Origin of the sequence: Kaistia adipata DSM 17808, from assembly GCF_000423225.1 — a bacterium.
Lineage (GTDB): Bacteria > Pseudomonadota > Alphaproteobacteria > Rhizobiales > Kaistiaceae > Kaistia > Kaistia adipata.
Genome location: NZ_AUHO01000010.1, coordinates 20,705 through 45,103, shown reverse-complemented (window position 1 = coordinate 45,103; position 24,399 = coordinate 20,705). Strand labels below are relative to the sequence as shown.

The window sequence follows — 24,399 nt, the reverse complement described above, 5'->3', positions numbered from 1 at the left end:
ATCCTCGCGGGGGTTGTCGGTGAAGCCCGCGCGATAGCACGAATTTTGGAGCGATGCAGCCCGCTTCACGCCCCGAGCGGCAGATCGCCGCCATCATCGTCGTGATGACGCGGCCGGCCGCCGGGCTCGACGACGCATTGCAGATGCCACTGCACCATCGGATGGGTGAGCGCGCGGCCATAGATGACGATCTGCTCGGCGCGCCGGTTGCCGCGGATGTCGGAGAGGCGGATGCTCTCCTCCAGCCCGACCTCGATGCCCGGCGCCGCGAACTCCCAGGCCGAACCGTCCGGCAGCGACAGCAGCACGGCATCGCCGCTGCCATAGCGCTGCGCGGCCACCGCCGGATGCAAGTGGAAGCGGAGGACGAAGGCGTCGCGCCCGCCCCGTGCGATCGTGCCGCCCGTCGGACCGGTGAAGGCGTCGACGCCGTCGAGGCGGTCGCCATAGGGCGCCAGCACCAGCTTGCGCTCGTGGCGGATGCCGAAACGGGCGACATAGCCGTCATGCGCGGCCGAGACGCTCATCTGGCCGCGGTCTTCCTCCCGCGCCACGGTGATCGGGCTCGGGCCGGCGATGATCGCCTCGCCCAGCTTGTCGGCGAGATAGTTGCCGGTCAGGAAGCGGCAGGACGAGGAATCGTTCATCGTCACGGTCGAATGCGCGGCGGTGGTGCGCGCCATGCGGCGGAGCGCCGTGGCGCCGGGACCCGGCACGCCGCAATTGACGATCAGCGGCTGGCGGCCGACGCTCATCTCGAAGGCGAGACAGCCGGCATGCGCGTCGAGCGACAGGACCGGCGCGGGCGGCGCGCCCGTATCCATCAGGATCACCGTGTCGCCGGCGTCGAGCCGCTGATAGCCGACATAGGGCGCGTTGCGGCCGGCCGAGCCGCGCGCGTCGTCATAGGCGAGCACGGTGGCGAGCAGGCCGAGCTGCGTCTCGCCCATGCCGTTGAACTTGGCGAAGGAGCCGTCGCTGTGCCGGAAGAAGCGCAGCATCGGCATCATCCGGTCGATGGCGCCGAGCAGCACGGCCGAGGGCTGCTGCCCGCGGGCGGTAAAGGCCTGGCGGAGCGGCAACAGGTCGACCAGAACTTCGAGGATGACGCCGGGATTGCGGCCGACATGGCCGCCATCGGGCAGGATCTGGCGCTGCAGTTCCAGGTCGAGCCAGCGCGACGCCTGCCGCACCAGGCGCGGCTGGTCGGAGAGCGACAGGCCGGCGGCCGCCAGCGCCATCATCACGCGGAGACGCGGCAGGCCGGGGGTGACGTCGCGCGCCACGCGGCGCAGCTGCCGCACCTGGCGGGTGAGCGTGCCCATGAAGCGGCGGTAGAAACCGTGGTCGCAGCCCTCGAGCAAGAGCGGCGTCTGCGCCAGCCAGGACAGGATCCGCCGCGCGGTCACGTCGGGATCGCGCGCCGCCGGGTCGTGCTTCTTCTGGAAACGGATCCACTCGTCGACCAGCGCCCTTGCGTTCGAGCGCGAGACGGCGAGGTCGGAGGCGCGCAGATGCCGCAGCCAGCCGAAGGCGTGCAGCCGCTCGGCCCAGGCGCGCGACGGCGCCTCGACCTCGAACACGGAGAAGCCGGCGACGTCGACCACCTCGCCGGCGAACACGAAACGGCCGGCATAGATGTCGTTGGCGATGGTGGGATCGGCGGTCCTGAGGTCGGTCGGCGCGATCAGTAGCCGCTCCGGCACCTGGCCATAATAGCGCCAGCGATAGAACGGGCTGGAATGGAACGCATAGCGCGCGCGGCGCCACGCGGACGCGAGTGCGAAGCGGACGAGCCGACCCCTGCCGGATCCTGCTCCGAACGCCATACCGTCTCGCTCCCTCATCTGCCGCTGATTTTTCTCTGATCTGTCATTCGACGGGGCGAACGAATCAGTCCACCGGCCTTTCGGCCCCATCTAATTGCGCCTTGGCGGAAATGGAAACCGTTTCCGGACGCCCCCGCCATGCTCCATCCCAAGGGAATCGGCGCGGGACGCCCGGCTTTGGTGTAGTGGCCCACCTCCGGCAAACGCATGGTTGCTGGTGCCGCCGGCCCCTAGAGTCGACGGAACCGGGCCGCGAAGAAGCCGTCGAGGCCACCGAGCCGCGGCTCGGCATCGGGCAGGTCCGACGGCAGCGTGCGCAGGAAACCGTCGCGGCAGATCGCCTCGACGCCGCCGACTTCGTCCGGCCGGATCGGCTCGAGCGCCAGCGGCAGGCTCGCGAGCGCAGGCGCCACCTGGTCCTCCCCCTCGGCCCGCTCCAGCGAACAGGTGCAATAGACGAGCACACCGCCCGGCTTCAGCATCGCCGTCGCGCGTGCGATCAGCCGCGCCTGCAGGGCCGCCAGCGCCGTCACGTCGCCCGGCCGCTTCAAGACGGCGACATCGGGGTGGCGGCGGATGGTTCCGGTCGCCGAGCACGGCGCGTCGAGCAGGATGGCGTCGAACTGCCGACCCGGCTCAAAGCTCTCGACATCGGCCGCGACCGTCTCGGCGGAAAGCTTCAGTCGCGCGAGGTTTTCGCTAACGCGGGCCAGACGGGCATCCGAGATGTCGACCGCCGTCACCTTGGCGCCAGAAGCGGCGAGCTGCGCGGTCTTGCCGCCGGGCGCGGCGCAGAGATCGGCGACGTCGAGCCCCTCCACCTTGCCGAGCAGCCTCGCCGGCAGCGCGGCGGCGGCGTCCTGCACCCACCATTCGCCCTCGGCGAAACCGGGCAGGCCGTCGACGGGGCCATGCGCGATCAGCCGCACGCTGCCCGTCGGCAGCACGACGCCACCGAGCTTCTCGGCCCAGCCGGCGGGATCCGACTTGACCGAGAGATCGAGCGAAGGCTCGAGGAGATGGGCGTTGGCGATGGCTTCGGTCGTCGCGGCGCCATAGTCCGCCAGCCAGCGTTCGTAGAGCCAATCCGGCACGTTGAGGCGCGCCGCGTCCTGCGAGGCGAGGATGGCGTCGCGCTGCTCGGTCAACCGGCGCAGCACGGCGTTGACCAGCCCCTTGAAATGACGCGCGTCACGATCCGCCTCGGCGCTCTCGACGGCGATCGAGACGGCGGCATGATCCGGCACGTCCATGAACAGGATCTGCGCCGCGGCGACATGCAGGATCGCCGGCAGCGGACCCGACTTGCGCGGCAGCGCCTTGTCGAGGAAGCGGCCGAGCGCATCCTCGATCTGGCCGCGCCGGCGCAGCGAGATGCCGAGGATCGCCCGCGCCAGCCCGCGTTCGCGCGGATCGAGCGTCTCGAACGGACCGTCCGTCGCGTCGATCGCGATGTCGAGCGGGCGATGCTCGGCCAGGACGGCCATCAAGGCGGTGGTGGCCGCCATGCGGGCTGCGACGCCGGGCCCGAGACGCGGCTTGCGCGGCGCGTTGCGGGCGGGGCGGTTTCCGGTAGCCTTTCCGGACTTCGGCTTCTCACTCAACCCCATGGCCCCCGGCCGGAGGCGCCGTTCGAGCCGGAGCCGCCCTGGCCCCAGGGGCCCTGCGACCGCGTCGGGCGCGGCGCGGCGCGGAAGCCGCCGGGCAGGTCGACGCGGGACTGGGGCCGGCCGGAAGCGCCGCCGCCGAAGCCCGAGGCGGAGCCGCCGAATTCGGCCTCCATCGCCATCAGGGCCGCGATGCGGTTCTCCGTGTCGGGGTGGGTCGAGAAGAGATTGTCCATGCGCTGCCCGGAAAGCGGGTTGATGATGAAGAGATGGGCGGAAGCCGGATTGGCTTCCGCCGCCTCATTGGGAATGTGCTCGGCCCCGCGAGCGATCTTGTTCAACGCCGAGGCGAGCGCGCGCGGATTGCCGCAGATCTCGGCGCCGAGGCGGTCGGCCGAATATTCGCGCGTCCGGCTCACGGCCATCTGCACCAGCATGGCCGCCATCGGCGCGACGATCATCATGACGATCGTGCCGATCATGCCGAGGCCGCCACCACCCTCGCGATCGCGGTTGCCGCCGAACAGGAAGGCGAAATTCGCCAGCATCGAGATCGCGCCGGCGAGCGTCGCCGTGATCGTCATGGTCAGCGTGTCGTGGTTCTTCACATGCGCCAGCTCATGCGCCATCACGCCGGCGATCTCGTCGCGGTTCAGCACCTGCAGCAGGCCGGTCGAGGCCGCGACGGCGGCGTTCTGCGGATTGCGGCCGGTCGCGAACGCGTTGGGCTGGGCGGAATCGATGACGTAGACCTTCGGCATGGGGAGACCGGCACGCTGCGCCAGATCGCGGACGATGCCGTAGTACTCCGGCGCGCTGCGTTCGTCGACCTCATGGGCGCCGTACATCCGCAGCACCATCTTGTCGGAGTTCCAGTAGCTGAAGATGTTCATGCCGGCGCAGATCAGGAAGGCGATCATCATGCCGCTCGAACCGCCGATCAGATAGCCGACTCCCATGAAGAGGGCGGTCATCGCCGCGATCAGCATGGCAGTGCGCATAATGTTCATCGGTCGCTCCAGACTTGAGTCACTCCAGACTTGGGCCGCTCCGGTTCGGGCGGGGCGCGGACGGCGCATTGCGATGCCGCGCGGGATCGACCTATATGATGGGAAGATGCAGGTCGACCTGCAAGTTGCGGTCGGGGCATCGGCTCCCGCGCCATTCGGCCCCCTCGACCGGATTTCCGCTCCCTTCCGGCTCCAGACATCCAAGGCCCATGACCGAAGAAGCAACCCCACCGCCCGCCCCTCGCCCGCTGAGCGAGGCCGCGCGCCGCGCGCTCGCCGAGGCCGAGGCCCGCCGCGCCGAGATCGACGCCGCGACGAAGCGCCCGCGCGAGATCCTCGGCCGATCCGGCCCCGAACCGGTCCGCTATGGCGACTGGGAGAACAAGGGCATCGCCAGCGATTTCTGAGGTTTCCGACAGCTCGCCCGAGCTCGACGGCCCCGCCAGCTTGCCGCTGGGGCCTCCACACCCTCGCCGTCATCCCGGACGCAGCGAAGCGAAGATCCGGGATCCATGTCGCAACGGCCTGAGGCCGTCGGCGCATAGGTCGGTGACCAAGAACGACCACCGAGTCCGTTGAGGGACGGATCCCGGGTCAAGCCCGGGATGACGGCGAGGGTGTCATGCGCGCCGTGCAAGAGATCCATAGGGCCTGGATGTCGGGATTCCGAGGCGAGGCTTCGCGACCGGCCTGATCACAATGTCGCCAAAGGCGCATCCGCCGGCCTCGATGGGCCGGCGGATGGTTATCGTGCGGCTAGTGCCGGTTCTGGCGGTTGGCGACGAGGTCGTCGACCACGGCCGGATCGGCCAGCGTCGAGGTGTCGCCGAGATTGCCGAACTCGCCCTCGGCGATCTTGCGCAGGATGCGGCGCATGATCTTGCCGGAGCGCGTCTTCGGCAGGCCAGGGGCGAACTGGATCAGGTCCGGCGAGGCGATCGGGCCGATCTCCGCCCGCACCCAGACCACCAGCGCCTTGCGCAGCTCGTCGGTCGGCTGCACGCCCGCCATCAGCGTGACATAGGCATAGATGCCCTGGCCCTTGATGTCGTGCGGATAGCCGACCACGGCGGCTTCCGAGACATGCTCATGCGCGACCAGCGCGCTCTCGACCTCGGCCGTGCCCATGCGGTGCCCGGAGACGTTCAGCACGTCGTCGACGCGGCCGGTGATCCAGTAATAGCCATCGGCATCGCGGCGACAGCCATCGCCGGTGAAATACGCGTTCTTGTAGGTGGAGAAATAGGTCTCCATGAAGCGCGCATGGTCCCCGAAGATGGTGCGCATCTGGCCCGGCCAGGAATCGGTCAGGATCAGGTTGCCCTCGGCGACGCCCTCCAGGACCTTGCCCTCGCCGTCGACGATGGCCGGCTTGACGCCGAAGAAGGGCAGCGTCGCCGAGCCCGGCTTCTGCGCGATGGCGCCCGGCAGCGGCGTGATCAGGATGCCGCCGGTCTCGGTCTGCCACCAGGTGTCGACGATCGGGCAGCGGTCCTCGCCGACGACGCGGTGATACCACTCCCACGCCTCCGGATTGATCGGCTCGCCGACCGAGCCGAGCAGGCGGAGCGAGGCGCGCGAGGTCTTCTTCACCGGCGCGTCGCCGGCCTGCATCAGCGCGCGGATCGCCGTCGGCGCCGTGTAGAAGATGTTGACCTTGTGCTTGTCGATCACTTCCCAGAAGCGGGAGTTGGTCGGATAGCTCGGCACGCCTTCGAACATCAGCGTCGTGGCGCCGTTCGAGAGCGGGCCGTAGACGATGTAGGAGTGGCCGGTGACCCAGCCGACGTCGGCGGTGCACCAGTAGATGTCGCCGTCGCGATAGTCGAACACCTTGCTGTGCGTCAGCGAGGCATAGACCAGGTAGCCACCGGTGGTGTGCAGCACGCCCTTCGGCTTGCCGGTCGAGCCGGAGGTGTAGAGGATGAAGAGCGGATCCTCGGCGCCCATCGCCTCGGGCTCGCAATATTGCGGCACCGTCTTGGCGAGATCGGAATAGAGGAAATCGCGACCGGCCTGCATCGGGACATCGGCGAAGGTGCGCTGGACGACGATCGTCCGCACGCCGCCGCCGACCTTGGCCAGCGCCGCGTCGACATTGGCCTTGAGCGGGATCTTCCTGCCCGCGCGCAGGCCCTCATCCGCCGTGATCACGAGATTGGAAGCGCAATCCTGGATGCGGCCGGCGAGGCTGTCCGGCGAGAAGCCGCCGAACACCACCGAATGCACGGCGCCAATGCGCGTGCAGGCGAGCATCGCGAAAGCCGTTTCGGGAATCATCGGCATGTAGATGGTGACGCGATCGCCCTTCTTGGCGCCCATCTCCTTGAGCACGTTGGCGAAGACGTTCACCTGCTCGGAGAGCTCGCGATAGGTGATCGAGCGGCTCTCGGTGGGGTCGTCGCCCTCCCACAGGATCGCCACCTGGTCGCCGCGCGCCGCGAGATGCCGGTCGACGCAATTCGCCGAGACGTTGAGAACGCCGTCCTCGAACCACTTGATCGAGACATTGCCCGGCGCGAACGAGGTGTTCTTGACCTTGGTGAACGGCTTGATCCAGTCGATCCGCTTGGCCTGATCGGCCCAGAAGCCATCCGGATCCGCGACCGAGCGCTCATACATGGCGCGATAGGTCGGCTCGTCGATCTGCGCGTTCTTCGCCCAGTCGTCCGAGACCGGATAGATCTTGTCTTCCATCGTCTTTCCTCCCTGGCAGCGCCGCGCGAAGCGAAGCGCGCCGTGATACCGCGGCGCATTATGCGAATCCCGGGCGGCCGGGCAAGGCAGACTAGAAAAGTTCGGAAAAGCCGAGCTGCAGCACGCGCACCCGTTTCGTCGCCGCGTCCTCCAGCGCGGGATGGACCGGAACATCGTAGACAGCGCGGTCGCGGCGACCCGTCACAGGTGCATAGGCACGGTCCGGATCGCCGGCGATGACCGTCACGCCGGCGCGGGCAACCCTTTCCAGCCAGGGCAGCAATCGAACCGCGAAGCCGCGATCATAGAAAACGTCGCCAGCGAGCAGCACGTCGACATCCGCCAGGTCGTCGCCGATCCGGTCGGCCCGCTGCGCCTCGATCGCGGCGCCGTTCGCAGCCGCGTTCAACGCGATCGCCGCGACGGCGAAGGGATCGATGTCGACGGCCGCGACATGACGGGCACCGGCCTGGGCCGCGGCGATCGCCACCAGCCCGGAGCCGGAGGCGAAATCGAGCACGCGCCTTTCGCGCACGGTTTCCGGATGATCGAGGATGTAGCGCGCCAGCCCCTGCCCGCCGGCCCAGGCGAAGGCCCAGAAGGGCGGCGGCAGGTCTTCCCGGTCGAGCGTCGCCTCGGTCAGGTGCCAAAGCGCGGTCGCCTCGTCGGCCTGGTGCAGGCGAATCTCCGGAACGAACGCGACCGGCGAAAGCCGGGTCTGCTCTTCGATGAAGCGCGCGGGGTCGGCGATCAAGCCGGGCTCAGATCGCGGCCGGGTCGAGGCCGCACAATTCGCAGATGAGCTTCCAGTGTTCATCGCTCACCGGCTGCACGGAAAGGCGCGAATTGCTGACCAGCGGCATGCCGTCGAGGCGGGGTTCGGCCTTGGCCGCCTCCAGCGTGTAGGGCTTCGGCACCGGCCGCACGGCGCGCAGGTCGACGCATTCCCAGCGGCCCGAATCATCGGTCGAATCGGGGTGGGCCAGCTTGGCCACCTCGACGATCCCGACGATCTCCTTGCCGATGTTGGAATGATAGAAGAAGCCGCGATCGCCGAGCTGCATGGCGCGCATGTTGTTGCGCGCCTGGTAGTTGCGGACCCCGTCCCATTCCTGGCCGGCGGCGCCCTTCTTCGTCAGATCGTCGAAGGAAAACACGTCGGGTTCGGACTTGAAGAGCCAGTAGGCCATGGGACGCTCCGGGTCGAAATTGGAAAGAAGGCTGACGCGGCCGGATCAGGCCGGCTTGCCGACGGCCCAGCGCCACGGGCGCACCACGGTTTCCTTGAACAGGTTCGCCTTGGCATAGGGATCGCCGGCGAGGATGGCGCGCGCCGCGGCCTCGTCCTCGGCCTCGACGATCAGCAGCGAGCCGCACATGTCGCCGCTCGCGTCCAGGAACGGTCCGGCGATCGCCACGCCGGCTTCCTTCAGCCACTCGATATGGGCGGGACGGTTCTCCATACGAACCGGCAGGCCGTCGTCCTTGTCGGTGAGAATGGCGACGAAATGCATGAAATCCTCCTGAAGCGTTTTCGAGCGAAGTGGATACCGGTTCGCGTGAAGAAAACGCGATCGAACAAAGAGTTGGCGTCGTTCCGCGTTTCCAGGAAGCACGGAGCGGTTCTGGAATTGCGGCGGCACGTTAGGCGGCGTGCCTCCGCGCGTAAAGGGTATGGCTGAACGCAGACGTTGAAAGGGCCGCGAGCGGCCCCGTCAACCGTCAGTCGACCTCGCGCTTCAGCGGCCGCAGCATCAGAGCCTCGGCGGCGGCATCGACCGAGAGCTTCCCCTCGAGAATGGCGGCGACCGCCTCGGTGATCGGCATCGGCACGCCGAGACTGCGGGCGAGATCGCGCGCCACCGGCGCGGTGGCGGCGCCCTCGGCCAGCGCCGGCGGCAGCGGCGCACCGCTGCCGAGCGCATGGCCATAGGCGAAGTTGCGCGATTGCAGCGACGAGCAGGTGAGCACCAGGTCGCCGAGGCCGGAAAGGCCCATCAGCGTCTCCGGCAGCGCGCCCATCGCCTCGCCGAGGCGGCGGATCTCGGCGAAACCGCGCGCGATCAGCGCCGCGCTGGCGCTGGCGCCGAGCGCCCGGCCGGCGACGACGCCGACGGCGATCGCCAGCACGTTCTTGAAGGCGCCGCCGATCTCGACGCCGAGCACGTCGGTCTCGGCATAGGGGCGGAAGCTCGACGAGCCGAGCGCATGGCAGAGCGCCATGGCGAGCCTCAGATCCGGCGCGGCGACGGTGACGGCGGTCGGCAGGCCGCGCGCCACGTCGGTGGCGAAGCTCGGGCCGGAGAGCACGACCGGCGCCGCCGGCGGCAGCGCCTCGCTCAGCACCTCGCTCATGCGCCGGGCCGTGCCCTTCTCGAGCCCCTTGGCGCAGAGCACGACCGGCGTGTCCTCGGCGATCGCGCCGAGATGGCCGGCAACCTCGCGCACCGTCTGGGCCGGCGTCGCGAGCAGGATCGCGTCGGCGGTGACGACGTCGGCGATCCGCCCGGTGACGCGCATCGCTTCCGGCAGCGCGACGCCGGGAAGATGCACGACGTTCTCGCGCCGTTCCACCATCCCGGCGACGTCGCGGCCCCAGAGCGTCACTTGCCTTCCGGCGCGGTGCGCCGCGAGCGCCAGCGCCGTGCCCCAGGCACCCGCGCCGACGACGGCGATGTGGTCGATCGTCATCCTGCAGTCTCCAGCGCCGGCAGATGGTCGAGCAGCGCGTCCAGTTCGCCGAACAGCGCCTCGCCGAGCGGCAACCTCAGCCAGAACAGCGCGAAGCGGATCGGCGGCCCGCCCGCATCGGGATGCATTTCCATCTGTTCCCAGGTCTCGGCGAAGTCGCCTTCGAGCGGCAGGTGGAAGAACCAGCGCCGATGCTGCCGCTCCGGGCCGTCCGGCGGCGCATAGCCATAGGCGCGCTCGCCGAGCAGGACCATCCGATCCGGCGCGACCAGCCCGGTCTCCTCCAGGAATTCACGCCGCGCCGCCTGCTCGGGCGTCTCGCCCGGCTCCATCGTGCCGCCGGGCACCTGGATGCCGTATTCGGGAAAATCGGGCTCGCGGAAGACCAAGAGCCGTCCGCGCCAGGTCGCGTAGAGCACGACCTTGCTCTTGCGGATGATGGCGGCGTCGCTCACGCCTTCGCTCCCTTCTGGCCCGAGCCGATCATCGGCGCGGCGAGCTGGTCGAGCGGCCAGCGCGGCCGCGCCGGGGCCGACAGATCGTCGACCATGTCCAGCGCCAATCGCTCGGCGCCGGCCCAGGCGATCATCGCGCCATTGTCGGTGCAGAGTGCATGCGGCGGCGCGATCAGCCGGAAGCCGCGCGCCGAAAGCTCGGCATCGAGACCGGCGCGCAGCGCCTTGTTGGCGGCGACGCCGCCGGCGACCACCAGAACCGGTTCGGTGATATCGGGAAACTCGGAGCGGAAGCGGTCGAGCGCATGGCCGACGCGATCGCGCACGACGGCCGTCACCGTGCGCTGGAAGGCGGCGCAGAGATCGTCGACATCGGCGTCGGAGAGCGGAGCGACCGCCTCGGCCTCGACGCGGAGCGCCGTCTTCAGGCCGGAGAAGGAAAAATCGCAGCCGGGCCGGCCGGCCATCGGCCGCGGCAGCGCGAAGCGGTCGGGATTGCCGCGCGAAGCGGCGCGTTCCACGGCCGGGCCGCCGGGATAGGGCAGCCCCAGCAGCTTCGCCGTCTTGTCGAAGGCCTCGCCCAGCGCGTCGTCGATCGTCGTGCCCCAGCGTTCGTACTCGCCGATGCCGCGCACCAGCAGGATCTGGGTGTGGCCGCCGGAGACGAGCAGCAGCAGATAGGGGAAGGCGACGCCATCGGTCAGCCGCGCCGTCAGCGCGTGCCCTTCGAGATGATTGACCGCGACCAACGGCTTGCCGGCGGCGAGCGCCAGCGCCTTCGCCGTCGTCAGCCCGACGATGACGCCGCCGATCAGGCCCGGCCCGGCCGTCGCCGCCACCGCGTCGAGATCGGCGAAGCCTACGCCTGCCTCGTCCATCGCCGCCTGCACCACCCGGTCGAGCGCCTCGACATGGGCGCGCGCGGCGATCTCCGGCACGACGCCGCCGAAAGCGGCGTGATCGTCGATCTGCGACAGCACGACATTGGAACGGATGGTGCCGCGCCCGTCGGCGTCGCGCGCCACCACGGACGCCGCCGTTTCGTCGCAGCTCGTCTCGATACCGAGGACCAGAACGGAAGAACCTGTCACCGGGGCCTTTCGCCGCGCGTTTCGCGGCTTGCTTGCGGATGGGCGCGTCGTGGCTAGACTGGCGCCGAAATTTTGCCCTGACGGGCGTCTCCCGACAGGCCCTAACATCCGGACCCGATCCCGTGCAATCCGCAGCCTCGCTTCCCCTCCTCCGCATCGGCACGCGCGGCAGCCCGCTGGCGCTCGCCCAGGCGCATGAGACGCGCGCCCGCCTCGCCGTCGCACACGGCCTCGACGAGGCTGCGATGGAGATCGTCGTCATCAAGACCTCCGGCGACCGCATCCAGGACCGCTCGCTGTCGGAGGCGGGCGGCAAGGGGCTCTTCACCAAGGAGCTGGAAGAGGCGCTGATCGACGGCCGCATCGACATCGCCGTGCATTCGTCCAAGGACGTGCCGACCTTCCTCCCCGAGGGGCTGACGTTGATCGCCTATCTGCCGCGCGAGGACGTACGCGACGTATTCCTGTCGCCGGTCGCTCCTTCGCTGCGCGAGCTGCCGCAGGGCGCGCTGCTCGGCACCTCGTCACTGCGCCGGCGCGCCATGGCGCTGCGCGTCCGTCCCGATCTCGTCGTCGTAGAGTTCCGCGGCAATGTGCAGACCCGACTCGCCAAGCTCGAAAGCGGCGTCGCGCACGGCACGCTGCTGGCGCTCGCGGGCCTGCGCCGGCTCGGCCGCGCCGACCTCGCCACGTCGATCATCGAGCTCGACGATTTCCTCCCCGCCGTCGGCCAGGGCGCCGTCGCGGTCGAGGGCCGGGCCGACGATGTCCGCGTCCGCGAGCTGCTGGCCGCGATCAATGATCCCGCGACCGAGATCGCGCTCCGCGCCGAGCGCGCCTTCCTGACCCGGCTCGACGGCTCCTGCCGGACGCCGATCGGCGGGCTGGCGACGCTCGAAGGGGGCGACCTGCTGTTCCGCGGCATCGTGCTGTCGCCGGACGGCCGGAAATCGGAAGAGACCCGCATGACCGCGCCGATCGCCGATGCCGAAAAGCTCGGCACGGCGGCGGCGGACGCGCTGATCGCACGGGGCGGCAAGACCTTCTTCACGACCGGCTGAGGCACGCGATGCGGCTGCTCGTAACCCGGCCAGAACCCGAAGCGACGCGCACGGCGGAACGCCTGCGCGCCCTCGGCCACGAGCCGGTGATCGCGCCGATGCTCGAAACCGTCTTCCTCGACCCGAAATTGCCGGCGATCGATCCGGCCGCGATCCTCGTCACCAGCCTGAACGGCGTGCGCAGCCTGACGCGCTGGACCCTGCCGGCCGGCTGGTTCGCTCTGCCGGTGCTCGCCGTCGGCGACCGCACGGCCGAGGCGGCCCGTGACGCCGGCTTCCGGGACGTCCGCTCCGCCGACGGCGACGGCGAGGCGCTCGCCACGCTGGCGATCGCGTCGCTCGATCCGAAGCGGGGACCGCTCTTCTATCCCGCGGCGACCGATCGCGCCGGCAACTGGCCGGACCGCCTCATCGCCGCCGGCTTCACTGTGCGGCTCGTCGAGGCCTATCGCATGGATCCGGTGACGAACCTGGCCGATTCGGTCGTGACCGCGCTGCGCGAAGAGACGATCGACGGCATCCTCGCCTATTCGCCGCGCACCGCGAGCACGCTGTCGCGGGCCTTGAAGGCCGTCCAGCCGCCACTGCCGCTCGCCGACGTGGCTTTCTATGCCCTGTCGCCGAACGTCGCGGCCGCGCTCGATTTCGACCGCGTGCTTGCGGCGAATGAGCCGACCGAGGACGCGCTGCTGGCGCTGATCGGCTGAGGCATGGGAACATCCCGGAGAGGCGTCCGTTAACGCAATCGTCTATACTGGGTCGCAAGCGACCGACGAGATCGAGGGGACATGGCCGAAGACGACACCTTCAATCCGACAGGCGACAAGCCCGGACAGCGCCGCAAGCGACCGCCGGTCACCATCGACCTCGAGGCCGAATCGAGCAGCGCGACGCCGCCTGCCGAGCCGGCGGCGGCGAGCGCGGCCGAAGCGCCGGTCGCGGACGCTGCTCCGGAACCGCCAGTTTCCCCCCCTTACGAGCCGGAGGCCGGCGTGACGGCAAACGAAGCCGCTGAAGCCGCCGACCGTCCGAGCGCTGGCCGCTTCGTCATTCCCATCCTCGCCGCGATTGGCGGCGGCGTTGTCGGCGGCCTGGTCGTCGCCCTGCTGTCGAGCTCCACCGGATCCAATCCGGTCACGAGCGCCAGCCTCGATTCGCGCTTCGCCGCCGTCGCGGCGCGGCTCGACCGGCTCGAGAAAGCCGAAACCCAGGTGTCTGCCCCCACGATCGATCCCGTCCGCCTCGCCGGTCTCGAAAAGGAGATCGCGGCGCTGAAGGAGGCGGCGAGCCGGCCCACCCCGGAACCCGCCGCTCCGGCCGTATCCGCGCCGCCGGTCGATCTCGCGCCGCTGGAGAACCGGCTCGCCGCGCTCGAATCGCGCCCCGCGCCGACCGCCGAGGCGCCGGTCGACCTGTCGCCGCTGCAATCGCGGCTGGACGCGCTGACCACCCGCCTCGACGCCGTCGAGGCGCATCCGCCGGCCGATCCGAAGACGGAGGCCGCCGCCCGCGTCATCGCAGTGACGGCGCTGCGCCAGGCCGCGACCGGTTCCGGCCCCTTCGCCACCGAGCTCGCGGCGGTGACCGCGCTCGGCGAAACCGGCCCCAGCCTTGCCGCGCTCGAACCGATCGCCGGCAGCGGCGCGCCGTCGAAGGCCGATCTGATCGCCGCCTTCCCGGCCGTCGCTGAACAGATCCGCCTCGCCGCCGCCAAGGTCGATCCGGGCTCCAGCCTGATCGACCGGCTTGCCGCCTCGGCCGGCTCGCTCGTCTCGGTCAAGCCGGCCGGTCCGATGGCCGGCAGCTCGGCGACTGCGATCGTCTCGCGCATGGAAGCCGCCGTGAAGGCGGGCGACCTCGCCGAGGCACTGCGCGAGAGCGAGGCGCTCGACGCGATCGCCCGCGCCCCGCTCGCCGACTGGGCCGCGAAAGCGGCCTCGCGCATCACCATCGACACCGCGCTCGGCGGCCTCGCCGCCGCCGGCAATCCCGTGAACTGACGGAGAGACCATGATCCGCATCCTGGTCTATGTCGCCCTGGTCTTCGCCATCGCGGCCGGCTTCGCCTGGCTCGCCGACCGGCCGGGCGCCATCGCGCTGACCTGGCAGGGCTACGAGATCCAGACCAGCCTGATGGTCGCGGCGGTCGCGCTCGCCGTGCTGTTCGTCGCGCTGGCGATCGTGCTCTGGCTGATCCTCGCCGCCGTGCGGGCGCCGCGCCTGTTCGGCGGCTGGCTTTCGGGCCGCAAGCGCGACCGCGGCTACCGCGCGCTGTCGCGCGGCATGATCGCCATCGGCGCCGGCGACCTGAAGCGCGCCAAGCGATTCTCGACGGAATCGCAGAAGATCCTGAAAGGCGAGCCGCTGACGCTGCTGCTTACCGCGCAGACGGCTCAGCTCTCCGGCGACGGCGCCGGCGCCCGCGCCGCCTTCGAGACCATGCTGGACGAGCCGGAAACCCGGCTGCTCGGCCTGCGCGGCCTCTATGTCGAGGCGCAGCGGAGCGGCGAGCACGAGGCGGCCCGCCACTATGCCGAGGAAGCCGCCAAGGCGGCACCGGGCGTCGCCTGGGCCGGCACGGCGCTGTTCGACGACCAGGCCGCGCATGGCGAATGGCAGGCGGCGCTGACGACGCTCGGCGCCAACCTGCACGCCAAGCTGATCGAGCGCGGCCGCGCCCACCGCCTGCGGGCCGTGCTTTTGACGGCGCGCGGCATGGAGCAGGAAGCCGCCAGTCCCGAAGAGGCGCGCGCCGCGGCGCAGGAGGCCGCCAAGCTCGCCCCCGGCCTCGTGCCGGCGACGACGCTTGCGGCGCGGCTCCTCACCCGTCAGGGCGACATCAAGCGCGCCGTGCGCCTGATCGAGACCGCCTGGCGGCACGAGCCACATCCCGAGCTCGCCGAGGCCTATGGCGCGGTGCGCGCCGGCGATTCGGCGCTTGACCGGCTGAAGCGGGCGCAGCGCCTCGCGACGCTCCGCCCCGGCCATCTCGAAAGCCGCCTCGCCGTCGCCCGCGCCGCGATCGACGCGCGCGACTGGCCGCTTGCCCGGCGCGAACTCGCCGCCATCGACGAGAAGGACCGCACCGAGCGCTTCTGCCTGCTGATGGCGGAGATCGAGGAGGGGCCTGATGGCAATCGCGGCCATGTCCGCGAATGGCTCTCGCGCGCCGTCCGCGCGCCGCGCGATCCGCAATGGATGGCCGACGGCTACGTCTTCCCGGCCTGGGCGCCGATCTCGCCGATCACCGGCCGGCTCGACGCGTTCGAATGGCGCACGCCGACCGTGGCGCTCGCCGACGACCAGCGCCCGGCGATCGACCTCGTCGTCGAAGAAGAAGACGAGGATGCGCCCGAGCCGCTGGTGATCGAGGCGAACCCGGTGCCGAAGCCGGCCGATGTCTCGCCGCGCCCCTCGGAACCGGCACCACCTCGCCCCGCCGCGGCGGAAGCCCGGGCAGCGTCGCCGGCGCCGGTCAATGGCGGCGTGGCGGAGGCCGTCGCGGTGCCGCCGATTCCCGACGATCCCGGCATCGAGGATCCCGAGCCCGCGGCCGCAGATCGGCTGCGCCTGCAATGAGCCGGTGGAGAAGCGCGACTAAGGCTTGAAACGCTCCGGGAATATGGCTATGAACCCCCTCGATTTCACCGCTGCCCCGCGCGGCGCCTCGTGAAGTCCCGGGTACGCCGCTTTAGCTCAGCTGGTAGAGCACATCATTCGTAATGATGGGGTCACAGGTTCGAATCCTGTAAGCGGCACCACTTCCCCCCATATTCGATATAGAATGACCCGTCTGGCCGGACACAGTCCGCGTGCGGGCAAGTGGCGCCGGCATTCTCCGGCTCGATACGGGGCGATTGGACCGAACGTGAATCGCAAGCGCATCCTGGCCCTTGGCGGCACGCTGCTCGCCGTTCCCCTCCTCGCCGTGCTGCTCTATGTCGGGATGCTGCTGCTGACGGGCAATTTCCACACCGTCATCGCCGGCACCCTCTATCGTTCGGCGCAGCCCTCGCCGCAGCGCATCGACCAATATGCGCGCGACTACGGCATCCGCACCATCATCAACCTGCGCGGCGCCAATCCGGGCGCGCCCTGGTATGACGGCGAGATCGCCGAATCCGCGCGGCGCGGCATCGCCCATGTCGATTTCCGGATGTCGTCGCGCACCGAGCTGACCCAGGACGAGGCGGCCGCGCTGGTCGATATCTTCAAGACCGCGGCCAAGCCCGTCCTCATCCATTGCGCCGATGGCAGCGACCGCACCGGCCTCGCCGCGGCGCTCTATGTCGCCGCTGTGGCGAAATTGGGCGAAGAGGCGGCCGAAGACCAGATCGCGCTGCGCTACGGCCACTTCTCCATTCCCTTCGGACCGACCTGGCCGATCGACGCCACCTTCGAGGCGCTGGAGCCCTGGCTCGGCTATCCAAGCTCCTGACCCGGACCGCCCTTCAGGGCCGCCGGCTTCCTAATAGGCCGTCCAGCCGCCATCCGTGGCGTAGGTCGCGCCGGTCAGGTTCGACGCTTCCGGCGACAGCATGAACAGCATGACCGCCACCTGCTCCCACACCGTCGCCGGGCGATGCTTCGGATCGGCATAGGAGAGGATCGACTGCGTCTTGATCCGGCCCATGCTGTCGCCCTGGCCCTCCCGGTTCATGATGGCGACCAGCTCACCGGCGCGCGCGATCATCGGCGTGTCGGTGGCGGCCATGTTCACGGAGTTCACGCGGATGGCGTGGGGCGCGTAGTCGATCGCCGCATTCGCCGTCAGCCCGTTCACGGCATGCTTGCTGGCGACATAGGCCGGATTGCCGGCGAGCCCGGTCAGCCCGGCGATCGAGGCGACGTTGACGATGGCGCCGCCCTGCCCCTGCGCCACCATCTGGCGGAGCTCGGCCCGCATCGACTTGAAGACCCCGGTCGCGTTGGTGGCGAAGACGTTGTCCCAATATTCGTCGGTGGCGCGATCGATCCGCGCGAAGACCAAGTCCTTCTGCTTGGCGTAGTCGATCGGGTCGCCGGAATAGACGCCGTCCATCACGCCGGCATTGTTGAGCGCGAGGTCCAGCCGGCCGAAGCGCGCGACCGCGAGTTCGACCAGCGCGTCGCAATCCGCCGTCCTGGCGACGTTGCCGACCCGGAAGGCGATGCGGCCGCCGGATGCCTCGATCTCGGCCGCCGTCCTGGCGGCCTCGTCGGGCAACCAGTCCATGCCGACGACATTGGCGCCCTCGCGCGCGGCGCGGATCGCCGCCGCCCGCCCCATGCCACGCGCGAACCCGGTGATGACGAGCGTCTTGCCCTTGAAGCGGTCGGGCACGAAATAGGCGGGGTCCACGGGCGGGACCGCGAGATTGTGGTTCTCCGGCGCCGCCGCGATCTCGCCGGTCTCGGTCGTGGCCGCCTGGGCCGAAACGGCCTGCAACGACGGCAACGTCGCGGCGCCCGCCGCGATGCCTTGAAGCACGGTCCTTCGTCTCACCATCGTCTCCTCCTCAATAGGCGATCCGCAGCAGTGCGCTGAGGCTGTACCAGGGCTCCAGCGCGTCGTTGACGGCGTCGGCGACGCCGGGACCGGGGAAGGTCGCGGCGGCGCTCATCTGGAAATAGACATTGCGGCTCGCGAAATATTTCGCGGTCATATTGGCCTCGTAGCCGAGCGGACCGTCGGCGAGCGTGCTCAGCGTGCCGCCCAGATTGTTTCGCTGGTTCGCCTCGAACAGCCAGAGTTGCGGCACCAGCTCCCAGCGCGACGCCGGCCGCAGCCGCAGCTGCAGGCGATGCGCCGTCAGATTCGTGTCCTGGAACATCTTGTAGTGGTTGATGCCCTGCACCCATTCCTCGGGCGTGCCGCCGGAGAGCAGCGGATCCCAGCGCTCATAGGTCGCCGTATCGGGATCGTCGCCCGAGAAGCTCGACAGACGGTAGCTGACGGTCGGGCGCCAGGGCAGATCGGCGAAGGTGTAGCCGAGCTCGCCATAGCCACCCCACGCCCGCATCGGAAAACTGTTCTCGTCATTCCACTGATAGCCGAGCTCGGCCCGCGCATAGGGGCCGGACCGCCCCTCGACGGTCGGCATCCAGGCGAGGCGGCCATCGATGACGTTGAGCCCGGCGCGCGTGCCGGCCGCGGTGCGCGTGTAGTAGCCGAAGCTCGATTCCGGCACGTGGAGATAGGTGACGCCCGCCTGCCAGACCCGCCCGAGCCCCGTTTCCAGATTGAGGCCGCGAATGATCGTGCCGCTGTCGAGGTCCGGCAGTTCGTCCGGATCGAGCTGGAACAATTGCAGCCGGGTCGTGTTGTAGCGCGCCTCCACCATCGAGAGATTGTCGGCGGCGATGCGGGGATTGAGCTGGAGCGCGGCGCGATCGAAGCCGTTGCCGGCGTCGAGCCGGATCAGCATGCCGTCGGCGATCTGGAACGGCTGCCGGCCGGTCGTCAGATTGACGACCAGTCGCGAACCATCCTCCCAGGTCTTGCCGGTGACCAGGCCGACAAACGCATCCTCGAGCCCGCCGGACCCGCGCGTCTCGTCGGTGAACAGCTCCTGCCCCAGCGTGCCGGCGAGCAGGTAGGAAAGGCTGCCATAGACATAGGTCGAGGGCGCGATCGGCGCGATGCCCTGCAGCCCGAGCTCGGCATAGCCTTCGACGGACGGCCCCCAGCCGGCGCCGGACGGACTGTCGGCGAGCGGATTGGCGCCGACGAAGGCGTCGGGATCGCCGTACCACGCGTCGCGATTGGCGTAGGCGAGTCCCGCCGCCTCGAATTTGAGCTTGAGGAGCGAATCCGCCCTCTGGGAGAGATAGGGAAAGCGCGGGCCCGGTTCGCCGCCACCGACCGCGGCGCCCGAAACCGTGACGGAGAGGTCGATGACGACGCCGCCGGTATCGCCCGGCGTGATCTGCGGGGTGACCGACTGGATCCCCGGAAGCGCGCGAACCCGGCCCAGCCCCCAGTCCAGCATCAGGTTGTGGAAGGGCGAACCCGGATAGAGATCCAGCGTCTTGCGCACCCGATCCTCGAGCGCCCGCCGCGCGGGGGAATCGGCCATGTCGGGGATCGCGATCCGGACGGCGCTGATGGTCGCGTTTTCCCAGGAATCGAGCGGGCCGTCGGCGCGCGCGGGCACGCCGGAGAGGCCGGCGCTCCCCACCAGCGCCAGCAAGAGCAGGCTCGCGCGGATGGCGTTGGCTGCGTTTGCCGGGGGATTGCGCACCCGCGGCACCTCCCTCGTCGATCCCACTGCCCGCGCGAAGCGTAGGGGATGGTGCTGCGTGACACAAATCCCGGATGCGGCCCGCCGGAACATTGGCTGGCGGGAAAGCGCTTGCGCGCCATGACATGCGGGGCCCGGCTCCGCTATCATAGCCGCGACACGTCGTTGACAGGGAGTTTCCGGATGCGAGCAAACGGGAGGACGATCGCGGGCAGAGCCCGGCCGGGACTGGCGGTGGCCGCCATGATCGGCCTGATCGCGACCGTCCCTGCCCAAGCCGACGCGCTCCGGCTGGATCCGCCTCCGGTCGCCGGCAAGGACAAGGCCGCGCCGGATTCGCGCCAGCTCGAGCCGGAAACGGCGGACGATGCCGTCTATGCCCGGATGTGCGACGCGTTCGGCGAGGGATTCACCTACTCCCCGGCGACCGGCGCCTGCCTGAAGATCGGCGGCTATGTTAAGTTCGGCACGTCCTTCGGGGGAACCAGCGGCTTGAGCACCCGGCCCGGCTCCGGCAAATAGCCGCCGGGCGGCGCGACGCGCCACGGGCTTCCTCCCGAGGCCGGGAAACCACCAGCCCCGCTGGACATCGAGACGAAGACAGGGCCGATGGCGACCGCGAAACTTCCCCCCGAACTCCTGGACGGCAGCTTGCCTCCGCACCTCGTCGAGCAGGCGATCGAGCGCGCCGAACCCGGCAGGGGCCGGCTCGCCGACGCCCCGGCCGACATTCCGGCGCGCGGCTGGCGCGACATCCTCTGGCGCGTGTTCGAGAGTTCGCTCGAGGACCGCGTCCTGTCGCTGGCCGGCGGCATGGCCTTCTTCTGCCTGCTGGCGCTGTTCCCCGGCCTCAGCGCCATGGTCACGCTGTACGGGCTGATCGCCGACAGTTCGACCATCAACAACCATCTTTCCGGCCTCGCCTTCGTATTGCCCGCCGGCGCCTTCGAACTGATCGCCGACCAGGTCAACCTGGCGGTGAAGGCCTCGAGCGGCACGTTGAGCTTCAGCTTCGCGCTTTCCTTCCTGTTCGCGCTCTGGAGCGCCAATGCCGGCATCAAGGCGACGATCGACGGCCTCAACGTCGCCTATGGCGAGCGCGAGACGCGCAGCTTCATCGCCTTGAACGTCGAGAGCCTGATCTTCACCTTCCTCGGAATCGCGGCCGGGATGGGCGCGATCGTGTTCATCGTCGCCGTGCCGATCGCCTTCCAGGTCCTCGAGGTCGGCAGTACCTCGGAAACCTGGATCAAGTGGCTGCGCTGGCCGGTGCTCGGCTTCTTCGTCTGGATCGCGCTCGCCATCCTCTACCGCTTCGGCCCCTGCCGGGCGCAGCCGAAATGGCGCTGGGTGACCTGGGGCAGCACGGTCGCGGCGATCCTCTGGATCATCACCTCGATCAGCTTCTCCTGGTATGTGTCGAGCTTCGGCAGCTACAACCGAAACTATGGCGCGCTCGGCGCGATCATCGGCTTCATGACCTGGATCTGGTTGTCGGCGACGGTGATCCTGATCGGCGCCGAGCTGAACGCCGAGATGGAGCATCAGACCGCGCGCGACTCCACCACCGGGCCGGCGAAGCCGCTCGGCAAGCGCGGCGCCAGCGTCGCCGATTCGATCGGTCCCTTGGTCGACTGACCGTCCGCGCACGAGGCAACGAAATCGCGTGGCCGGCGTTTCGATGGAACGCCAGACGCAGAAAGCGATATCGCCCATGGCCGATCCCCTCCGCATCGAGATCCCCACCACCGAGACCGAGGCGCTGGAACCGCCCGAGACCATGCGGGGGCCCCTCGCCTCCGACCCGAAGCTGGTGATCCAGGCCTGCCTGCTGGCGATCGCGGTGCTGGTGGTCTGCTATGTCGCCGCCAGCATCATCCTGCCGATCATCCTGGCGATCATCCTGAAGCTCCTGTTCCAGCCCGGCATGCGGCTGCTGGAGCGCCTGCGGGTGCCGCGCAGCCTCGCGGCGCTGCTGCTGATCTTCGCCGTGTTCGGCTTCATCGTCGGCGTCGGCGCGGCCCTGTCGGGGCCGGCGACGGCCTGGGCGGAGAAGCTTCCCGGCGGCGTGCAGCGGCTGGAGGAGCGGCTGCGCTTCCTGAGCCAGCCGATCGGCGCGCTGCAGAAATTCCTGCACCAGTTCGACGGCGTGGCCGGCGCCAGCGGCGGCGCCTCGGGGCCGACGCTGGCGGAAACGCTGATGAAGGGCACGCAGCATTTCGCCAGCGGCTTCTTCGAGACGATCCTGATCCTGTTCTTCCTGCTCGTCTCGGGCGACACCTTCCTGCGGCGGATGGTCGAGATCGTGCCGAGCTTCAGCGACAAGCGCCGAGTCGTCGAGCTGTCGCAGCAGGTCGAGGAGAACGTCTCGGCCTATCTGGTGACGATCACGCTGATGAACCTCGCCGTCGGCGTCGCCACTGGCCTCGTGATGTGGGCCTGCGGCCTCGGCGATCCCGTGCTCTGGGGCACGGTCGCCTTCCTGCTCAACTACGTGCCGATCATGGGACCGCTCGCCGGCGTGGTGCTGTTCCTGCTCGCCGGCCTGCTCACCATCGACCCGCTCTGGCAGGCGCTGCTGCCGGCCGGCCTCTACCTGCTGATCCACATCCTCGAGGGCGAGGCGATCACGCCGATGCTGCTGGCGCGGCGGTTCACGCTGAACCCCGTTCTGGTGATCATCTCGCTGATCTTCTGGTTCTGGATGTGGGGCGTTCCCGGCGCGATCCTCGCCGTACCGATGCTCGCCATCGCCAAGATCATCTGCGACGGCGTCCGCCCGCTCAACCCGCTCGGGCATTTCCTGGAAGGCTAGGCCCACCTCAAGAAAAAGGCCCGGCGTCCATGCGGGCGCCGGGCCGAAACCGATCCGTTCGGGCGGTTGCGCCTTAGCGCGCCTTGCCGCACTGGGCGTTGATCGTGCCCGCGACCGCGACGCCGCTGGCGAAGCCCGGCGACTGCAGGATCATGCGGACCGACGAGCCCTCGACCAGCGTGGCGTAGCCGGACGGCATGCCGACCTCGCCCTTGGTGCCGTTGCTGCGGGTGTATTCGAGCACCACCGACGCCTTGGGCGGCACGCCGCCGATCGAAACGCGCCAGACGCGGTCGACGCTGCCATCGACGATCGTCTTGGCGCCGGCGCCCTTCAGGTCCCAACGCGTCTGCTTGCAGGCGGGATCGCCGGCCGGCGCCGCCGCCTTGGTCTTGGCGAGGCCGGCGCTCGGGCCGAGGGCGATCGCGGCGGAAAAGGCGGCCAGGGCCAGCGTCAGTGCGGAACGGTTCATGCGGAATCCTCGGGAAATGATCGGGATAGCTATCAAGAGGTCGCGGCCGGCTTCAAGCCCGGCGGCCGGCAGGGGTGGATTTTGCGGCGCGGTGTGGCCGCGCCGCCCGATCGACCCGCGTCAGCGCAGCGCCGGCGGCATCTCCTGATAGCCGTCGGCCGCCTGGTAGGGCGCGGGTCGCGGCGCGGCGGGAGCGGCCGGCGCGACCGAGGCGGTCGGCGTCTGGTCGACGAACTCGACATCGACCCCGACCTTCACCAGCTTCACCAGCTCCTGCGCATCCCAGTTGGTCAGGCGCAGGCAGCCATGGCTGTTGGTCTTGTCGATCTTGCTCGGCTCTGGCGAGCCGTGAATGCCATAGGTCGGCTTGTCGAGGCCGATCCAGACCGTGCCGACGGGATTGTTCGGCCCGCCCGGCAGGCGCAGCGCCTTGGTGTTGTCGCCCTGCTGGAAATTGACCTGCGGCCGGTACCAGTAGTCGGGATTCTCGGCGACCGCCTTGACCGCGTGGATGCCGGATGGAGACGGCAGGGCGGCGCTGCCGATCGTCGCCGGATAGGCGACGACGACGTCCCAGTTCTCGTTGTAACCGAGCAGCTGCCGGGTGCTCGCATCCGCCACCAGATGCGCGACCTTGGCCTTGGCGTTGGCGCCGACATCGACGACGGCGATGATCGTGCCGGGCTGGTTGAAGTCGGCTTCCGGGTTCAGGCGGCGCAGGAAGGTCTCGTCCATGTGGAAGCGCTCGGCCAGCGCCTCGACCGGGTCGCGGTAGGACAGCGCCGGCAGCTTCGCCATCTCGGCATAGTCCTTCGGCATGTCCGGCACGAACGGTCCGGCCACGTCCTTGGCGGTGATGGTGTAGTCCGTCATCACCGGACGGTCGGCGACGGATTGCAGGATATCCCAGATGTCGGGCCCGAGCTTTCCGGTCGCCGGCAGATTGTGCATCGACTGCAACGCCGAGATCGCCTTGGTCAGGTTGCCGCCCTGGCGGCCATCGATGACGCCCGGCGAGACATGGGCGCGGTCGAGCAGCACCTGCAGCATGACGATGACGGGATCGGGCTTGTCGGTCTTCGCCGGCAGGGCGCCATGCGGCGCCGAATTGACCTGCTCGATGAAATCGGCCGGAAGCGGCGCGACCGGCGCGCGGCGGGCCACGGTCGCGGCGGGGGCGGGCGTGGACGCGACCGGCGCCGGCGCGGCCTGGGGCTGCGCATAGCCGGCCGGCGGCGGCACCTCATAGGGATCGCGCGAATAGGGCTGCGGCCGCTCATAGGCCTGCGGCTCGGGATAGTAGCCGCGCTGGTCATAGGCCGGCGACGGCTCGTAGCCGTAGTCCGGCTGCTCGCGCCATTGCTGCGCGAGGACTGGCGCGGCGGTGCAGAGCACGACCAGCGACGACGTCAGCATCATGCGGGAAAGGACGACCAACAAGGCGGGAC

Annotated in this window: 23 protein-coding genes and 1 tRNA gene; 10 read left to right on the top strand and 14 right to left on the bottom strand. The window is 69.7% G+C overall.

The annotated features are described in order from the left end of the window. Window positions 1-65: 65 nt before the first annotated feature. From G539_RS0109085 to htpX, 3 genes are all read right to left on the bottom strand, one after another. On the bottom strand, window positions 66-1,829 hold the full coding sequence (locus G539_RS0109085) for a heparinase II/III family protein (RefSeq protein ID WP_029074915.1): 1,764 nt from the start codon (window positions 1,827-1,829) through the stop codon (window positions 66-68). A gap of 230 nt (window positions 1,830-2,059) precedes the next feature. Continuing rightward, window positions 2,060-3,337: an RsmB/NOP family class I SAM-dependent RNA methyltransferase gene (locus G539_RS0109080; protein WP_245576846.1), complete on the bottom strand. Its 1,278-nt coding sequence runs from the start codon at window positions 3,335-3,337 to the stop codon at window positions 2,060-2,062. A 92-nt stretch (window positions 3,338-3,429) separates the two neighbouring features. Beyond that, window positions 3,430-4,446 carry a zinc metalloprotease HtpX gene (gene htpX / locus G539_RS0109075; RefSeq protein ID WP_029074913.1) on the bottom strand — a complete coding sequence of 339 codons (1,017 nt, stop codon included), beginning with the start codon at window positions 4,444-4,446 and terminating at the stop codon, window positions 3,430-3,432. A gap of 209 nt (window positions 4,447-4,655) precedes the next feature. Between htpX and G539_RS0109070 the strand changes: the two genes are divergently transcribed. After that, window positions 4,656-4,853 carry a DUF1674 domain-containing protein gene (locus G539_RS0109070; RefSeq protein ID WP_029074912.1) on the top strand — a complete coding sequence of 66 codons (198 nt, stop codon included), beginning with the start codon at window positions 4,656-4,658 and terminating at the stop codon, window positions 4,851-4,853. A gap of 349 nt (window positions 4,854-5,202) precedes the next feature. Here the strand turns inward: G539_RS0109070 and acs are convergent, their stop codons facing one another. The 7 genes from acs to tsaD form a co-directional block, all read right to left on the bottom strand. Then, entirely contained in the window at window positions 5,203-7,143 is a 1,941-nt protein-coding gene (gene acs / locus G539_RS0109065; protein WP_029074911.1) for an acetate--CoA ligase, read from the bottom strand. A gap of 91 nt (window positions 7,144-7,234) precedes the next feature. Beyond that, window positions 7,235-7,897: a class I SAM-dependent methyltransferase gene (locus G539_RS0109060; RefSeq protein WP_029074910.1), complete on the bottom strand. Its 663-nt coding sequence runs from the start codon at window positions 7,895-7,897 to the stop codon at window positions 7,235-7,237. A 7-nt stretch (window positions 7,898-7,904) separates the two neighbouring features. Further along, a complete protein-coding gene (locus G539_RS0109055) occupies window positions 7,905-8,333 on the bottom strand; it encodes an EVE domain-containing protein (RefSeq protein ID WP_029074909.1) in 429 nt (142 codons plus the stop codon). A 45-nt stretch (window positions 8,334-8,378) separates the two neighbouring features. Continuing rightward, window positions 8,379-8,657, bottom strand: coding sequence for a YciI family protein (locus tag G539_RS0109050; protein WP_029074908.1), 279 nt, complete (start codon window positions 8,655-8,657; stop codon window positions 8,379-8,381). 208 nt (window positions 8,658-8,865) lie between these two features. Next, window positions 8,866-9,834 carry an NAD(P)H-dependent glycerol-3-phosphate dehydrogenase gene (locus G539_RS0109045; RefSeq protein ID WP_029074907.1) on the bottom strand — a complete coding sequence of 323 codons (969 nt, stop codon included), beginning with the start codon at window positions 9,832-9,834 and terminating at the stop codon, window positions 8,866-8,868. Further along, window positions 9,831-10,289: an NUDIX hydrolase gene (locus tag G539_RS0109040; RefSeq protein WP_029074906.1), complete on the bottom strand. Its 459-nt coding sequence runs from the start codon at window positions 10,287-10,289 to the stop codon at window positions 9,831-9,833. The genes G539_RS0109045 and G539_RS0109040 overlap by 4 nt, the downstream gene beginning before the upstream one ends. Beyond that, window positions 10,286-11,380 carry a tRNA (adenosine(37)-N6)-threonylcarbamoyltransferase complex transferase subunit TsaD gene (tsaD, locus tag G539_RS0109035; protein WP_029074905.1) on the bottom strand — a complete coding sequence of 365 codons (1,095 nt, stop codon included), beginning with the start codon at window positions 11,378-11,380 and terminating at the stop codon, window positions 10,286-10,288. Before tsaD ends, G539_RS0109040 begins: the two co-directional genes overlap by 4 nt. 122 nt (window positions 11,381-11,502) lie before the next feature. On the opposite strand from tsaD, the gene hemC reads away from it, so the two are divergent. The 6 genes from hemC (at window position 11,503) to G539_RS0109005 (ending at window position 16,879) form a co-directional block, all read left to right on the top strand. Next, window positions 11,503-12,441 (top strand): hydroxymethylbilane synthase, encoded by a 939-nt coding sequence (hemC, locus tag G539_RS0109030; protein WP_029074904.1) that lies wholly within the window; start codon window positions 11,503-11,505, stop codon window positions 12,439-12,441. Window positions 12,442-12,449: 8 nt separating this feature from the next. After that, entirely contained in the window at window positions 12,450-13,148 is a 699-nt protein-coding gene (locus tag G539_RS24230) for a uroporphyrinogen-III synthase (RefSeq protein ID WP_051231241.1), read from the top strand. A gap of 81 nt (window positions 13,149-13,229) precedes the next feature. Then, complete coding sequence (locus tag G539_RS0109020; RefSeq protein WP_029074903.1) at window positions 13,230-14,441, top strand: COG4223 family protein; 1,212 nt, start codon at window positions 13,230-13,232, stop codon at window positions 14,439-14,441. Window positions 14,442-14,451: 10 nt separating this feature from the next. Further along, on the top strand, window positions 14,452-16,020 hold the full coding sequence (locus tag G539_RS0109015; RefSeq protein ID WP_029074902.1) for a heme biosynthesis protein HemY: 1,569 nt from the start codon (window positions 14,452-14,454) through the stop codon (window positions 16,018-16,020). 106 nt (window positions 16,021-16,126) lie between these two features. Then, a tRNA-Thr gene (locus G539_RS0109010) sits at window positions 16,127-16,202 on the top strand. A gap of 107 nt (window positions 16,203-16,309) precedes the next feature. After that, window positions 16,310-16,879 carry a tyrosine-protein phosphatase gene (locus tag G539_RS0109005; protein WP_029074901.1) on the top strand — a complete coding sequence of 190 codons (570 nt, stop codon included), beginning with the start codon at window positions 16,310-16,312 and terminating at the stop codon, window positions 16,877-16,879. Between the two features lie 30 nt (window positions 16,880-16,909). Here G539_RS0109005 and G539_RS0109000 read toward each other — a convergent pair whose 3' ends face one another. Both G539_RS0109000 and G539_RS0108995 read right to left on the bottom strand, forming a co-directional pair. Next, the gene (locus G539_RS0109000) at window positions 16,910-17,929 is read right to left on the bottom strand and encodes an SDR family NAD(P)-dependent oxidoreductase (RefSeq protein ID WP_245576845.1); all 1,020 of its coding nucleotides are present in this window, start codon (window positions 17,927-17,929) and stop codon (window positions 16,910-16,912) included. 10 nt (window positions 17,930-17,939) lie between these two features. Beyond that, complete coding sequence (locus tag G539_RS0108995) at window positions 17,940-19,664, bottom strand: alginate export family protein (protein WP_169516628.1); 1,725 nt, start codon at window positions 19,662-19,664, stop codon at window positions 17,940-17,942. Window positions 19,665-19,907: 243 nt separating this feature from the next. Between G539_RS0108995 and G539_RS27700 the strand changes: the two genes are divergently transcribed. The 3 genes from G539_RS27700 (at window position 19,908) to G539_RS0108980 (ending at window position 22,479) form a co-directional block, all read left to right on the top strand. Beyond that, window positions 19,908-20,186, top strand: a complete 279-nt coding sequence (locus G539_RS27700; RefSeq protein WP_084639948.1) for a porin — start codon at window positions 19,908-19,910, stop codon at window positions 20,184-20,186. Between the two features lie 87 nt (window positions 20,187-20,273). After that, window positions 20,274-21,302: a YihY/virulence factor BrkB family protein gene (locus G539_RS24225; protein ID WP_084639904.1), complete on the top strand. Its 1,029-nt coding sequence runs from the start codon at window positions 20,274-20,276 to the stop codon at window positions 21,300-21,302. 76 nt (window positions 21,303-21,378) lie between these two features. Continuing rightward, the gene (locus G539_RS0108980) at window positions 21,379-22,479 is read left to right on the top strand and encodes an AI-2E family transporter (RefSeq protein WP_029074897.1); all 1,101 of its coding nucleotides are present in this window, start codon (window positions 21,379-21,381) and stop codon (window positions 22,477-22,479) included. Between the two features lie 73 nt (window positions 22,480-22,552). Here G539_RS0108980 and G539_RS0108975 read toward each other — a convergent pair whose 3' ends face one another. Then, a complete protein-coding gene (locus G539_RS0108975; protein WP_029074896.1) occupies window positions 22,553-22,951 on the bottom strand; it encodes a hypothetical protein in 399 nt (132 codons plus the stop codon). 120 nt (window positions 22,952-23,071) lie between these two features. Next, a complete protein-coding gene (locus tag G539_RS26140; protein ID WP_156911918.1) occupies window positions 23,072-24,391 on the bottom strand; it encodes a L,D-transpeptidase family protein in 1,320 nt (439 codons plus the stop codon). Between the last annotated feature and the right edge of the window lie 8 nt (window positions 24,392-24,399).

Excerpts from the sequence above, each read along its gene's own strand:
- G539_RS0109085 (WP_029074915.1), bottom strand. The coding sequence starts at position 1,829 with ATGGCGTTCGGAGCAGGATCCGGCAGGGGTCGGCTCGTCCGCTTCGCA.
- G539_RS0109080 (WP_245576846.1), bottom strand. The coding sequence starts at position 3,337 with ATGGCGGCCACCACCGCCTTGATGGCCGTCCTGGCCGAGCATCGCCCG.
- htpX (WP_029074913.1), bottom strand. The coding sequence starts at position 4,446 with ATGAACATTATGCGCACTGCCATGCTGATCGCGGCGATGACCGCCCTC.
- G539_RS0109070 (WP_029074912.1), top strand. The coding sequence starts at position 4,656 with ATGACCGAAGAAGCAACCCCACCGCCCGCCCCTCGCCCGCTGAGCGAG.
- acs (WP_029074911.1), bottom strand. The coding sequence starts at position 7,143 with ATGGAAGACAAGATCTATCCGGTCTCGGACGACTGGGCGAAGAACGCG.
- G539_RS0109055 (WP_029074909.1), bottom strand. The coding sequence starts at position 8,333 with ATGGCCTACTGGCTCTTCAAGTCCGAACCCGACGTGTTTTCCTTCGAC.
- G539_RS0109050 (WP_029074908.1), bottom strand. The coding sequence starts at position 8,657 with ATGCATTTCGTCGCCATTCTCACCGACAAGGACGACGGCCTGCCGGTT.
- G539_RS0109045 (WP_029074907.1), bottom strand. The coding sequence starts at position 9,834 with ATGACGATCGACCACATCGCCGTCGTCGGCGCGGGTGCCTGGGGCACG.
- G539_RS24230 (WP_051231241.1), top strand. The coding sequence starts at position 12,450 with ATGCGGCTGCTCGTAACCCGGCCAGAACCCGAAGCGACGCGCACGGCG.
- G539_RS0109020 (WP_029074903.1), top strand. The coding sequence starts at position 13,230 with ATGGCCGAAGACGACACCTTCAATCCGACAGGCGACAAGCCCGGACAG.
- G539_RS0109015 (WP_029074902.1), top strand. The coding sequence starts at position 14,452 with ATGATCCGCATCCTGGTCTATGTCGCCCTGGTCTTCGCCATCGCGGCC.
- G539_RS0109000 (WP_245576845.1), bottom strand. The coding sequence starts at position 17,929 with ATGGTGAGACGAAGGACCGTGCTTCAAGGCATCGCGGCGGGCGCCGCG.
- G539_RS27700 (WP_084639948.1), top strand. The coding sequence starts at position 19,908 with ATGATCGGCCTGATCGCGACCGTCCCTGCCCAAGCCGACGCGCTCCGG.
- G539_RS24225 (WP_084639904.1), top strand. The coding sequence starts at position 20,274 with ATGGCGACCGCGAAACTTCCCCCCGAACTCCTGGACGGCAGCTTGCCT.
- G539_RS0108980 (WP_029074897.1), top strand. The coding sequence starts at position 21,379 with ATGGCCGATCCCCTCCGCATCGAGATCCCCACCACCGAGACCGAGGCG.
- G539_RS0108975 (WP_029074896.1), bottom strand. The coding sequence starts at position 22,951 with ATGAACCGTTCCGCACTGACGCTGGCCCTGGCCGCCTTTTCCGCCGCG.